The organism is Prosthecobacter sp. (genome assembly GCF_049294395.1).
Classification (GTDB): Bacteria; Verrucomicrobiota; Verrucomicrobiia; order Verrucomicrobiales; family Verrucomicrobiaceae; genus Prosthecobacter.
This window is the reverse complement of sequence record NZ_JBAQCR010000258.1, coordinates 1-13,360: the sequence shown is the minus strand read 5'-3', so window position 1 is coordinate 13,360 and position 13,360 is coordinate 1. Positions and strand designations below refer to the sequence as shown.

At 57.6% G+C, this 13,360-nt stretch carries 8 protein-coding genes; 5 read left to right on the top strand and 3 right to left on the bottom strand.

The features are described 5' to 3' along the window. Window positions 1-306: 306 nt before the first annotated feature. A complete protein-coding gene (locus WAW39_RS17795) occupies window positions 307-1,245 on the bottom strand; it encodes a glucosamine-6-phosphate isomerase (protein WP_422320533.1) in 939 nt (312 codons plus the stop codon). 178 nt (window positions 1,246-1,423) lie between these two features. Here WAW39_RS17795 and mazG point away from each other — a divergent pair, with 178 nt between their 5' ends. The 5 genes from mazG to WAW39_RS17770 all read left to right on the top strand — a co-directional run bounded on the left by mazG (window position 1,424) and on the right by WAW39_RS17770 (window position 10,466). Then, a complete protein-coding gene (gene mazG, locus WAW39_RS17790; RefSeq protein WP_422320532.1) occupies window positions 1,424-2,215 on the top strand; it encodes a nucleoside triphosphate pyrophosphohydrolase in 792 nt (263 codons plus the stop codon). Between the two features lie 29 nt (window positions 2,216-2,244). After that, the gene (locus tag WAW39_RS17785) at window positions 2,245-2,499 is read left to right on the top strand and encodes a hypothetical protein (RefSeq protein ID WP_422320531.1); all 255 of its coding nucleotides are present in this window, start codon (window positions 2,245-2,247) and stop codon (window positions 2,497-2,499) included. Between the two features lie 65 nt (window positions 2,500-2,564). Further along, on the top strand, window positions 2,565-5,294 hold the full coding sequence (locus tag WAW39_RS17780; protein WP_422320530.1) for a DEAD/DEAH box helicase: 2,730 nt from the start codon (window positions 2,565-2,567) through the stop codon (window positions 5,292-5,294). 164 nt (window positions 5,295-5,458) lie between these two features. After that, window positions 5,459-6,157 (top strand): hypothetical protein, encoded by a 699-nt coding sequence (locus tag WAW39_RS17775; RefSeq protein WP_422320529.1) that lies wholly within the window; start codon window positions 5,459-5,461, stop codon window positions 6,155-6,157. A 445-nt stretch (window positions 6,158-6,602) separates the two neighbouring features. Beyond that, on the top strand, window positions 6,603-10,466 hold the full coding sequence (locus tag WAW39_RS17770; RefSeq protein WP_422320528.1) for an ATP-binding protein: 3,864 nt from the start codon (window positions 6,603-6,605) through the stop codon (window positions 10,464-10,466). Between the two features lie 73 nt (window positions 10,467-10,539). Here WAW39_RS17770 and WAW39_RS17765 read toward each other — a convergent pair whose 3' ends face one another. Beyond that, on the bottom strand, window positions 10,540-12,981 hold the full coding sequence (locus WAW39_RS17765) for an MFS transporter (protein WP_422320527.1): 2,442 nt from the start codon (window positions 12,979-12,981) through the stop codon (window positions 10,540-10,542). A 9-nt stretch (window positions 12,982-12,990) separates the two neighbouring features. Beyond that, window positions 12,991-13,360 (bottom strand): IspD/TarI family cytidylyltransferase (locus WAW39_RS17760; RefSeq protein ID WP_422320526.1); only part of this gene is annotated, 370 nt, incomplete at its 5' end.

Here is a 13,360-nt window from a genome sequence, read left to right as displayed (position 1 = left end):
CCTTGCCCTGCTGACGCAGGTCAGGAACCTCGGCGAACCGCGCCTGAAGGGACTTCAACATCTGCTGCTGCCGCCTCGCTTCGGCGCTCTCGGGCATGGGTTCGGGTTGCATTCATACTGTCATCATCCGCTGTGGAAATTTGTACAGCGGATTGTTCCTCCCCATGCTCTTTCTATTTCCCACATTCACTCTCTCTGTTCATGCGTAAGCCCTGGAATGAGGCCCGGATGACATGCCGGTCGCACTCAACAGCACCGGGCAGCGAATGACGAATGGGCTTCCATTCGTCATTCCTCCGCAGGTGATCAGTGCATTTCCACATCGCATTGGCCGAGGCCGCCGCGGTAGTAGTTGAACTGCACATTCGGGTGCTCAGCGAGCAGCGACATCGGCACGGAGGCATCTGCGAGACGCTTGGAGATCAGAAGTGCGGTGAGCCGCTGACCCAGAGGATTGTCATGCTGGCCGGCATGCCAGACGCTGACTTTTTCAGCCATCCAGGTTTCCTTGGGGCCCACGGTGATGGCTTTCTGCGGCACCAGAGTGAGATTGCCCCCACCTGAGGTGCGGGCATTCTGCATGAGGGTCACCGGATGCAGATCCACGAGGCGCGTGGTCAGTTTGCGAAACTCCGCAGGCGGCGGTGGCTCGTTTTTGAATTTGCCTGTGCGCTTGGGCGGATCATTGAAAGCCCAGTTTTTGATGTCGCCTTGGCCACACTGCATCACTGCGCAGCGCACACCGCTCTGCCAGCTCTTGATGTAGGCCGCCGTATCCGCTTTTGGGAAATGCAGCTGTGTGTCCGGCATGCAGAGCTTCTTCTGCATGCGGTCAAAGCAGAGGTCGCGGTTCGCTTTTTCAAACGACAGCGGATGCTCCAGAGTCACTTCCTTCTTCGTGTGCTCGTCATACCACTCGTCCATGCCCCAGAAGTGGCCGTCTTTGATCGAGATGCCGAGATCATTGATCAGACGTGCCACGAGCGGGAGCTGCTCCGTGGGGCCCACCGGGCCGCAGATGCCAGCCGGATTGTCCGGGGTGGCCTGCTTCCAGGCGTGGATGTACTCCAGCGCCTCGGCCAGGTAAAAATCCTCCAGGGTGTCAAACATCACCACTTTGAATCCAGGACGTGAGAGCTGGCGCAGATCTCGTTCCGTGAGCCGGGCGGCATCATTGATGAGATCATCTTCTAACGTGGTGTAGTCCCACCACTCCGGTGCGATATGGCTGATTTTACGCGGCATGGTATGGTTTGGTTGTTACGGGATATTCAGGGAGAACGCCCGTTTTGCCAAGCTCTCATCATGGGAGGCTAAAAAAATCTCGGGGTGCCAGGGGGAAAGACGAGGAGGTTTAGGCCGCCCGACCACATCTTGACGGGCGCAGCCTTGACCATCCCGACGCACCGCACTACCTGCCTGCATGGACGAAATGCTCAACTACCCCGATGCCCTGACCCGCCTGCGTTACGTCGTGCACCGCCTGCGCGCACCCGGCGGCTGCCCCTGGGACATGGAGCAGACGCACACCTCCCTCATTCCCCATGTCATCGAAGAAGCCTACGAGGTGGCAGATGCCATCCGCAGCGGCGATCCGGCCCAGATTTGCGATGAACTCGGCGACATCCTGCTCCAGCCCGTGCTGCATGCGGAGATCGCCAGCGAGACCGGAGCCTTCGACCTCGACACCATGGCGCATGGCCTGACCGAAAAGCTCATCCGCCGCCATCCACACGTTTTTGGCGACACCAGTGCCGCCACCTCCGATGCGGTGCTGAAGCAGTGGGATGCCATCAAGCGCACCGAAAAAGGCACCGAGCACGAAGGCCTGCTGCACGGCACCGGCAATGGACTGCCCGCGCTCATGCGCGCGCAAAAGCTGCAAAAAAAAGCCGCACGCGTCGGTTTCGACTGGCCGGATGCCACCCCCGTCTTTGCCAAGATCCGCGAAGAAGCCGCCGAACTCGAAGAAGCCATCGCCTCAGGTGACAAAGCGCACATGGAAGAAGAACTCGGCGACCTGCTCTTCAGCGTCGTCAATCTTGCCCGCAAACTCGGCATCGAATCCGAGCCCGCCCTTGCCGCCGCCAACGAAAAATTCACCCGCCGCTTTCACGCCATGGAAACGCATCTGCGTGAGCAGGGACATGAACTCGGCAAGCTTTCGCTGGAGCAGATGGATGCGGCGTGGGATGAGGTGAAGCGCGGGGTTTGACAGCTCTGGAAAAATATCAATGGTCGTGCATGAAAATCACGTTCGATTTTGATGACGACAGCTACGCGGCAATAGTGGCCGCTGCTCGGCACCAAAAATGCGCAGTAGTGGATCTGCTTCTCAATGCCATCATTAGTATCCCACAACTCGAACAGCCTTTGCTTAAGTCGAGAATTGCCTGCTCAATTGATTATAAGATTTCAGTTTCAGAAGGGACTCGTCCCTTTACGATGGAAGATGTTTATGCTGTGGAAGATGACAACGATATGCGAGGTCAATCATGATTGGGCTCATTGAAGGCGACGAAGGCATGGTCGCGACCTATCCAAACGACGCTGTGCTGATCTAAATGGTCATCGAAGATTTCTCATTCCCCAAACTCTGGGCGCAGGTGCGCACGAAATCATGGCTGTGGCTGTTTCGGCGGCAGCAGATTGAGGAGGGCGGGCGGCTGCTCAAGCATGGGGACATTGGCCTCGCGGGGGTCCATGTGTGCGCGGAAAATGAAGTGGAGTTGATCGCGGGCATTGGCACGGGTTTGTTCAACTCCGCCTCCGTCACGGCGCATCTGCGGCTGCGGGAAGACGGCAGCATGGCGATGACCTCGCACTGCACCTGTGCAGTGGGAACCCTGTGCCAGCATGCGGCGGCTCTGATGCTGATGCTCGATCATGAAGAGGGACGCAGACGCATTCAGGCGATGGCGAGCGTGCGGGAGAAAACGTCTGTTGCCACTGAGGAGGGATCGGACACACAGGTGGAGCCGAAAGAGATCGAACAGCCACCGTCTGAACCGAAGCCCATCCTGCTGGTGCGGCGCATGATCGTGGACATGCCGCAGATCACGGCCAAGCGAAACATCGGCGGCTGGGCGCCACGCAGCATTGCCTTCATTCAACCCTGTGCTGAATACGACGACTGCCCGCTGCGCTTTGAGATGCTGGTGCGCAGCCCGGCGCATCAATGGGTGGATGAAAACGAGACGCGGCATACCTTGGTGCGCAATCTTCGTTCGGAGCGGCTGCTCCTGACGGACTTGTCCGGCCTGGGTTTCAAATCATTCTCCGAAGCATTGCCCGGGGCCAAGGCACCGGAGTCCACGCTGGGCTTCATGGCGGTGGCGGGGGATCAGGCCTTGTTCTGGTCGCAATTCCTCAAGGACCAGGTGCCCAAGCTGCGTGAGTCCGGCTGGCGGGTGGAGGTGCCGGAGGACATCGGCTTTCAAATCCATGACGCCGGTGAAGATGCGTGGTTCACGGATCTCGCGGGGGATCAGGACGGGCGCGAATGGTTCTCGCTAGATCTCGGGGTCGAAATCGAAGGGCGTCGCATTTCGATGGTGCCGCTGCTCGTCGATTGCATCGATCAGGGCCTCACCGCCGCTGTCCTGGAAAAGAATCTTGATCAACACTTCCTGCTCTCACTCGGCGGTGACCAAGGCGATGTGCTCTCAGTGCCTGCGCATCGGCTGGTGGTACTGCTGCGCTTCTTTGATGAACTCCTCGCCACGCGACCTGTGCGCAAGGATGGCAAGCTCCAGCTCGACAAACTGCGCGCCGCACAGCTCGCCACGCTGGATGGTCTGCCGATTCGTGCGCCCGCTGAACTGACTGCGCTCAGTCAGCAGCTCGGCAGCTTCCGTGAGATCGGTCTCATCACACCACCGGCTGGTTTGAAGGCCAGCCTGCGCGACTACCAGCGCGAGGGTGCGTCATGGATGCAGTTCCTGCGCGAGTTTGGTCTGCATGGCATTCTGGCCGATGACATGGGCCTGGGCAAAACGCTGCAGACGCTCACACACATCCTGATTGAGAAAGAAAGCGGGCGCATGAAGCATCCCTGCCTTATCGTGGCACCGACCAGCGTGCTGCGAAACTGGATCAATGAGTCGATCAAATTCACGCCCTCATTAAGCCTGCTGCTCATGCAGGGGCAGTCACGCAAGAGCGACTTCAAGCACCTCAAGCAATACGATCTCGTCGTCACCAGCTTCCCGCTCCTTGTGCGCGATGCCGATGTCATGCAGGCGCAGGAGTGGCACATCGTCGCGCTGGATGAAGCGCAGAACATCAAAAATCCCAAGAGCCTCGCGGCGCAGACCTGCAGTGGTTTGAAGGCCAAGCACCGTCTTTGCCTCACAGGGACGCCGATGGAAAATCACCTCGGCGAGTTGTGGAGTCTCTTCAATTTCCTCATGCCCGGCCTGTTGAGCGATGCCGACACCTTTCGCCAGCATTACCGCAATCCCATCGAGCGTGAGGCCGATGCGGAGCGCCAGAAGCAGCTCAGCACTCGCATCCAGCCGTTGCTGCTGCGCCGCACCAAAGATGCTGTGGCCAAGGAGCTGCCGCCGAAGACGGAGATCTTGCACAGCATCGAACTCGGTCAGGCGCAGACGGATTTGTATGAAACGATCCGTGCGGCGATGGACAAGCGTGTGCGCGAAGCCATCGAGGTGAACGGGTTGGACCGCTCGCAAATCGTCGTGCTCGATGCGCTGCTCAAGCTGCGGCAGGTGTGCTGCCACCCGCAGTTGCTCAAGCAGGAGACTGCGCGTGATGTCACCGACTCAGCGAAAACTGCCTTCCTCATGGATGAACTCCTGCCCGAGCTCATTGAAGAAGGCCGGCGCATTCTCATATTTTCGCAATTCACGGAAATGCTCGCCATCATTGAGGCCCGGTTGAAAAAAGATGGGACGCGCTATGTGAAACTCACAGGCAGCACGAAGGATCGCGAAACACCGATCCAGGAGTTTCAGGCGGGCAAGGTGCCGGTGTTCCTCATCAGCCTCAAGGCGGGTGGTGCTGGCATCAATCTGACGACCGCAGACACGGTCATTCATTACGACCCCTGGTGGAATCCGGCTGCCGAAGCGCAGGCGAGCGACCGTGCGCACCGCATCGGCCAGAAGAATCCTGTGTTTGTCCACAAGCTCATCTGCGAAAACACCATCGAGGAGCGCATCGTCAAGATGCAGCAGAAAAAAGCCGCGCTGGTGGAGGGATTGCTTGCAGGGCGCGCGGACAAACTGCAGCTCACCCAGTCCGACATTCAGGCACTGTTCATGGCGGAGTGAAGGAGGTTAATTGACCTGAATGAGGAAATCAGGTGGGAGTCGCAGTGCTTCAGGAAGCGGTCTTCATATGATCGGGCTGCACTCGATAAAATAAACGGCGCGCTCGGCGCCGGGCATTTTTTTACGCGCAGAGTCGGGCGGCGCGGCGATTTAGAGGGAAGGATATGGACACACACACCGCACCGCTACCGCTCGCCGAGAATCTTTGGATGCTCGCCTATCCTCTGAAAATGCTGGGTGCGGATTTGCGGCGCAACGTGACGCTGATCCGCCTTGGCTCGGGGAAAGTGGTCATTCACTCCACGGCTCCTTTTTCCTTGGAGGACATAGCTGCGATCCGCGCGCTCGGCGAACCCGGCTGGCTGCTGGACGGCATTTTGCGGCATGACACTTTTGCCAAGGAAGGACGCGCGGCGTTTCCGGGAATTCCTTATCTTGCACCCGATGGCTTTTCCGAAGTGGTCGGATTTCCGACTGAGTCGATCGTGCCTGCGCCAGTCGAGTGGGACGGCGAACTGCTGGCGCTGGAAATCCAAGGCGCGCCGGAAGCCCGCGATACTGCACTGCTGCACGTTCCGTCTCGAACGCTGATCCTCACGGAGCTGGTCTTCAACTTTGGCGGCGATGAGCCGCTCTGGACGGAGATGCTCCTGCGCGTCGCCGTGGGCGGCGAGCATCATCCGGGAATGTCCCGGCCAGTGAAGGCCGGGGTGAAGGACAAGGCAGCGTTCGAGAGTTCGCTGGCGACGATCCTCGGATGGGATTTTGACCGTGTGATCGTCGGGCACGGCGATGTCATTGAGTTCGACGGAAAGGCAAAACTGCGCGCGGCCCTTGCTGCGGCGGGATTTTCCCCCGGATGAATTCCACCCATTTCCGCAACGGTGATTGCGCAGTGAAATATGCAGCCGCTGGTGGGCCATCCGCCTTGGACCTGATGAAGGTGCGCCCTTTGTCAGGAGGCGCTGGAGGAGGCATTTTTGCCGCAGAGGGGCAGAGATTGAATCTGTCTGCATGACAGAGACTGTGGGGCCTTGGGTTTGACAGTGAATAGACTGAGTTGAGGCCGCGGAGGGAGGGGTGCATTTTGTCAAGAATTTGCACCCTGCCCCCATCTCCTGCTCACATCTTTCATTTTTAGTCCGTGGAAGACGTGCGTTGATTTGCTTTGAATGCCGCAAGCAGACATTCAGGCCTTGCTCATCGCTGATTGAGGTGGGGTGTTGTGAATGGTAGCTTCCAATTGCTGCTTCATCGCCATTTCGGGGTGACAAGGCATTTTCTGAGTCTAGCATCAGCCATTCTCATATGAAGGCACAACTAGAACGTCTGGCTTCCAGTTACCAAACTTTGATCTCCCTCTTTTCGGGAATGATGGCGGTCGTCGTCTTGTTTAGTGACAGTGTCAAAAACTTGATCGAGGCCAGCAGTCTCATTCCGGAAGACATCCGGCCCTATGCTAAGTGGGTTGTCATTGGACTGTTGTTAATCGTGGGTGTCTTGACGCTGCTTCAAGCGCTTGCACGGCGATCCGTGCTGGTTATCAAGGAGCGCTTTCAAATCTCACCTCACGATCCAGCGCATCTGGTTGGACGGGAGACAGATCTGACCAGCCTCGCGGATGAGTGTGCCCATGCAAGCACATCGCTCGTCTTTCTTACGGGAGAATCAGGCGCAGGCAAGAGTGCCCTCGTGCGGGCTGGTCTTATACCCTATCTGCAGGGCAATGTCTACTGGACTCAACCGCCGAAGAGCCTTCCTCCACCTCCAGACTTGTTTCCTATTCTTCTCGATGGCGCCGCCATTGTGGATTGGAAGCAGGGCATTGAAAAAGCACTTCGCCGAGTGCTGCTCATGGCTGCGGAGGATTGCACAAAGCTTGGAATCCCAGCGTATGTGGGCACTCAGTCTCCCTTTGAGTGGCTGCGCAATGTTGGGGATACCTCTTGTCAGCGAGTCATGCTCATCATGGACCAGATGGACGACTACATTGTGATGCACCGTGAGCATCTCTTCTCCAACGGTAAGGTCGTCTCGTCAGACCAAGTCGTGAATGGTAACGAGCAATGGAAGGCACTGGCCGAACTGGTGTGCGGGCATCAAATCTGCCTCCTGCTTATCTGCCGGGCAGATACTTCAGTGTATCTGGAGGCATTTCGCTTCATTGATCCCGAAAAGCCTGTCATCTTCCGTCTGCACCAGGAGATTCTTTCGCCGTTGCTGGATTCCATTACTCAGGTGCCGGAAGGATCACCACCGGTCATCATTGATCCTGTGCATGGCTGGCTCCAGCTTCGAGCCCGCTTGCTGAAAGACCTCGCGGATGGCGCTTCGGAGATTCTGCCGATCCGTCTGGTGGTGGCACTGAGCAGCCTGCGCACTTTCCGCTTTCTCACATCTGGGGAGTATCAGAAGGCTGGGCGCGCCCCGGGGTTGGAGCGTCTGCATATTGTGGATGTCATGCGCAGGGCGGCCAAGGCATCCCTTCTTTCAGAGGAGTCCCTGCTGCTCATGCTCCAGTCTCTGATCAGCGCCGATGCCAGTAAGACTCAGCGCCGTACACTTCAGGAGATGGCAGCCAGCGCCAAAGTAGAGGTCAATCCGCTTAAAATTGCCCTCCAATTCTTCGAAAACGAGCATCTTATCCGCCGTATTCCAGGAGATGAAGAGGGCGACTCATTCATGCTCTACCATGATCAGCTCGCCCGTGGCATTCGTGATGCTGCCCGCGCCCGCGACCACTGGAATGTCCTTTTGCAAGAACGGGCTAAAGCTCATGCGGATGCAATTGGCTGGGTAGACCGTTGGCGCACCCTCATACCCCTACGTGAACAGGTTGTCCTATTATGGCAGCGGCTTCGCGGTCGCCTGATTTACGGGATGCAGGGAGGCTATGCCGTGCTTAGTACCTGCCGTTTGCTGCCGGCTATCGCGACTATTGGCATCCTCACGTTAGGCGCAGTTGAGCTTCAACGAACTTCGCTCGAACGGCAGGCTGAGCGGGTGGTTGGAGAGCTTGTGTCCCAGGTTGGAGGTCAATATGCGGAAGTGCAATTCGTCCAAGGCTGGCGTGCGTTTGCTGCTCTGCCAAGTGCTGCACGTCTTCATGGTTTGAAGTTCATCTTGGGAAACTCATTTATCAAACAAGCATTTACTGACAAGCATGAGCAGCTGGCTCATGTCGTCCTGGGACTTGACCCTTCTGCCTCTCAGTCGTCAAAGGCCGCTGACATATTACAATACGCCCCTGATCATAGTGCTGCACTTGCGGCTAAAGTGGCAGTCGTATTGCCTTGGGACAGCGTGCATCGATACCAGTTGGCTCGGGGTCTGATCGTGCGAATTTGCAAGCTGAAAACGGGTGCCAATGACATGGAAGTCCTCTGCGAAACGTTTGGTAAACTGGTGGCTCAGCTGCCCAAAGGCGATGTGGAGATGAAAATATGGGCGGCGGACTTGGCCGAGCTTATGTGCAATCCAGAAACTGATGGCGCCGACTTGCCATCCCTCGGTAAGGCGTTGGGCTCGCTGGCTATTCATTTGTCAGAAGGTGATGAGGAAGTGGAAAAGGGAGCTGCCGCACTGGTTGAATTCATGATTAATCCAGTTCTTCACAAATCTTTTTCGCCACCTTTAGGCTATCCACCTTTAGGCTATGGAATCCCACCACCTCCTGCAGGCTATGCAGACCCTTACGCGCCGAGCGCCAACGAGTCGTTGTTGTCCCCCCACGTAGAGGCGCTGAATACATTGGTCGCTCGGCTGCCAAAGGGAAATGCACGGGTAACAAAATGGGCTGCTACCCTTGTGGATCATATGTGCAAGCCCGAGACAGACTCCGAGATTTTATCAAGCCTCGGCCAGGCCCTGAGGGCCTTGATGGTCCGACTGCCGCGAGGTGATCAAATGGTGAAGAGAGGGGCCGCCGCTTTGTTTGACCACCTGATCAAGCTGGAATCAGACCGTGATGATGAACGAGATTCCCTCAGGACATCATTGAAGATGCTCGCGGCCTGGCTGCCAGACAGTGATGATGACGTTAAAAAATGGGCTGGCATCTTGGCTGAGCGCATGTGTGCCACCCCGCAGGCTGATTGCGATGACGTGCTGCTATTCGGTGATTTGCTGGGTGCTTTGGCAGCCCGATTAAATGAGAATGATCTGGAAGTGAAAAAAGGAGGAGACGCCTTGTTTGAGCTTATCATTAAGACTGACAATAATTCGACCATGGAGCATTATGAGGCTCTAACAAATCCCAGCTACGAGATGGTCCTGGGCTCTCTGATTGCTCGTCTACCAAATAATGACGAGCAGTGCGAAAAATGGGCTCAACGACTGATCGAGCGAATTTGCAATCCGAAGACTGGCAGACATTCACTGTCCACATTTGGCAAGGTGCTGAGTGCCCTAGCAGCCAAGTTGCCGAAGGGGAGTGCAGAGGTGGAAAAAGCCATGGTCGCTCTGGTGCAATATTTGATTGATGACCCTAACTACACAGCAAGTTCGAATAAGCCAAGTCCAGGCTTTGGGGTTCATTTCAGCAAACCTCTGAGCATGTTAGTCACGCTACTGCCAAAGGGTAATTTGGAAGTTAAGAAAAGTGCATGCGCGCTGGCCGAGGGCATGCTTAAACCAGAGACACCTGAGTATTTAAGGGTTAGCTTGGGCGAAGGGTTGGCCAGTTTAATCGCCAAGCTACCAGAAGGTGATGAGGATGTGAAAAAGTGGGCTGCATCCTTGGCTAAGCTTGCGGGCATGGTGAATGCCGAGGACACTACATACGAAATTTTTATAGACGTGATGGGCCCGCTTGCGGATATGGGATATCTTAGCGCAAGCAAAGCCGAAATGTTGGCAGCATTTTTTTGGCGATCAATTCAGGCTAGGGCTTCTAGTGTTACTATCAGTCGTTGGTGTCAGTTTGAACGTTGCGCGGCCCAGACAGATCAATTGGGGAAAGAACTTCGTGTGCAAGCCTACTTGGAGCTTCTTAAGCATCCCATGTGCATCGGCGACGGACAGGCCGAGGTAATCCACGGATTAGAAAAAGTAGTTAACGAGAGCTTCTCCCTTTCAGGGTCAGAAACGTCCGATGTCAGGGAAGTCGTGAAATGGGTCAAGAAAATGAACGGCAAGGGATGGCACCTCAATCTCCGCCGCGATCCCGAGTGAAATCTTCGCAAAGAGCACTGCCTCCGCAGCGGGAACATTTCATACACGTCATGTCGGTGCTTGATAGTTCGCTTCACTGTCTCACCAAGAAACCCTGCTCGTCCATTTTCACAGCGGGGAGGCTGATGCTGCGGCCGTCATTTGGCAGCAGGCCGCTGATGCGTACGCCGTCGCTCGTGGATTCGATGGCAAAGCCCGGCAGCAGTCGGCCGAGGGTGTTGGGTTTCCGGCCGAGCTGCTCGTCCTTGTCGTTGGCCGGCATGGGCGGATTGGGAACTTCGGTGCTGAGGAGGATGCCGGTGTCTGCATCAATATAGCCGCGCAGCGCGGTGGTCTGGGGCAGGGGAGTCAGATCACTGTCGAGGCAGAAGACGAGGCGCTCCTGGCCGGTGAGCTTGCCCAGCGTACTGCGAGTGCAGAAGGCGACGATGTGAGTGGGGTGGGCTTCGGGTCCGTGATCGATGAACTTGGTGCCGGGCATCACCTGCGTGAGCGCTTTGACGGTGCGGTGGATGATGCTGCCTTCGGGTTCGAGGCTGAGGAAGACATCGCCGGCGTGATGCCATTCGATTTCAGCCAGACGCAGGGCGTTGGCGAAGGCGACCGTGTCCGCCTCGGCGTGGCTCCAGCTTTTGCGTTTGAGAAATGCCTCGCTGCTAAGCGCGAGCATGGCATGGCGCATCACCTCAGTGGTGGCGGCACGTGCGCCCAGGGCCTCGCCAAAATGCACTTCCACGGGATAGCGCAGGTGTTTGGGGCGTTTGGTGAAGAACTTGCCGCCCTGAAAGGAGAAGATGCTGCCATAGAGACCGTCGAGATACACGGGCACCACCTGGGCATCGCCCTGGCGTGCCATCAGTTCGAAGCCTTTGAGCAGTTCGTTGACCATGCCATGGCGGGTGATCTGGCCTTCGGGGAAGAGGCAGACGATCTCACCCTCTTTGAGCGCAGTGGCCACGGCACGAATGGCATCCTTGGCGCGTGTGGCGGAAATCGGCACGGTGCCGATGAGGCGCATGAGCCACTTCAGCCACCACAGATGGTAAAGCGCATCCCACATGACGAAGCGCACGGGGCGGCGGCTGGCGGAGCCCACGATGAGCGCATCCACATAGCTGACGTGATTTGGCAGCAGCAGCACGCCGCCCGTGGCGGGAATGCGCTCCATGTGCACGGGCTTCACTTTGTAGGTGAACCGGACGGCGGCCAGCATGAGGAAGCGCACCAAATCCTGGGGCAGCAGCCGCATGATGTACACGGCGGCGGCAAAGGTGGGGATGGCCAGCAGCAGGAACTGGGTGGAGGCCGTCAGTTCCATCCATTTCATCAGGCCGACGATGCCCACCGCCACCAGCGTGCCGAGGCAGTCCATGAGGTTCATGCCGGCGTGGATGCGGGCCTTCTCATGCTTTTCCGCCTTGTCCTGGGCGAAGGCATACAATGGAACCATGAAGCAGCCGCCTGCAGCGCCCGTGAAGATGATGCCCGCATACATCCAGCTGCTGCCGAGTGTGGCGAGTCCGGACCAGAGCAGTCCGGCTACGAGTCCGAAGCCGCCCAGCGGAATCAGGCCCAGCTCAATGCGATTGCGACTGACGTGGGAGGCAAATATGCTGCCGCTGATCACGCCAATGCCGAGAATGCCGGCGACCTTGGCGAGTTCCATCGGGCCATCGCCATGTCCGGTGTCGGGATGCAGCTCTTTCGTGAGCGTGACGAGGATGAAGCTCAGTGCGTTGGAGATGAACCAGAAGTACGTCACTCCCAGCGCCGCAAGGCGGATGGAGCGGCGGCGGAAGACAATCTTGAGGCTTTCGAAATGCTCCAGCGCCATGCCTTTGCGCCAGTGGACTTCCGTGTGCGAGGGAGTGCTTTGAATGCAGATGGCGCCGACCAGTTCAAAAATGCCCATGATGCTGATGATGATCAGCGGCCAGAGCGCGGACATCCAGGCATCGCCCGTTTTTTCATACTCGGTGCCATACCAGATGCCACCCGCCCACATGCCGCCGAGAATGCCAGCGAGCATGGTGACCTGCAGCCAGCCGGAAACACGGCCGAGGCGGCGCGAGCCCGCGAGCTCCTTCATGATGCCCATCTTGGCCGGACTGAGAATTGCTGCCTGCACGGCCAGCACAAAGAAGCCGACCAGACAGATTTCGAGCGAGCCCGGCACACGCTTCATCCACAGCGCCAGCGCCAGCCACACAAAGCAGATGATCTGCATGACCTGCATCCAGACGATGACCTTGCGCTTGGAAAAGCGATCCGACCAGTAACCGGCAAGCGGGGCAAAGATCATGTAGGGCAGCGAAAAGATGGCCCCGAGCCACAGCTCCATGTGGCGGCCCACCCAGGAGTCTTTGGCGATGATGATCGACAGCGCGATCAGCAGCATTTTGACAAAATTGTCGCTGAACGAATTCATCGCCTGCACAAACAGGACGAGAACGATGGACGCCCAGTTACGGCGTGGCAGATGCGGTGCGTTGTCGAGGGCGGCGGAGTCGAGCATGGGTGTCGTTCAATCGACAAAACGCTGAGCCAGCAGGATGTCTGCCGGGAACGTGATCTTGGGGTTCAGTTCAAAATTTTCGATGACAAAAACGGGTTCGCCGAGGTGCTGCACGGCGGACACTTCATCGGTCACAAGCAGTCCGTCACGCAGCACGGCGTCATACGCTTTCACGAGCAGATCACGCTGAAACACCTGCGGCGTTTCCATGATCCAGGCGTTCGCACGATCAATGGAGTCAATGATGCGGCCTGTGCTGTCGCAGCGCTTGAGGGTCTCGGTCATGGGCCGGGCGCAGGCGACGGCGGCCTGCGTGCGTGCGGCCTCAACGCAGCGGGTGATCTGCGCCACCGAGATGAGGGGACGTGCGCCATCATGC

Excerpts from the sequence above, each read along its gene's own strand:
- WAW39_RS17795 (WP_422320533.1), bottom strand. The coding sequence starts at position 1,245 with ATGCCGCGTAAAATCAGCCATATCGCACCGGAGTGGTGGGACTACACC.
- mazG (WP_422320532.1), top strand. The coding sequence starts at position 1,424 with ATGGACGAAATGCTCAACTACCCCGATGCCCTGACCCGCCTGCGTTAC.
- WAW39_RS17785 (WP_422320531.1), top strand. The coding sequence starts at position 2,245 with ATGAAAATCACGTTCGATTTTGATGACGACAGCTACGCGGCAATAGTG.
- WAW39_RS17780 (WP_422320530.1), top strand. The coding sequence starts at position 2,565 with ATGGTCATCGAAGATTTCTCATTCCCCAAACTCTGGGCGCAGGTGCGC.
- WAW39_RS17775 (WP_422320529.1), top strand. The coding sequence starts at position 5,459 with ATGGACACACACACCGCACCGCTACCGCTCGCCGAGAATCTTTGGATG.
- WAW39_RS17770 (WP_422320528.1), top strand. The coding sequence starts at position 6,603 with ATGAAGGCACAACTAGAACGTCTGGCTTCCAGTTACCAAACTTTGATC.
- WAW39_RS17765 (WP_422320527.1), bottom strand. The coding sequence starts at position 12,981 with ATGCTCGACTCCGCCGCCCTCGACAACGCACCGCATCTGCCACGCCGT.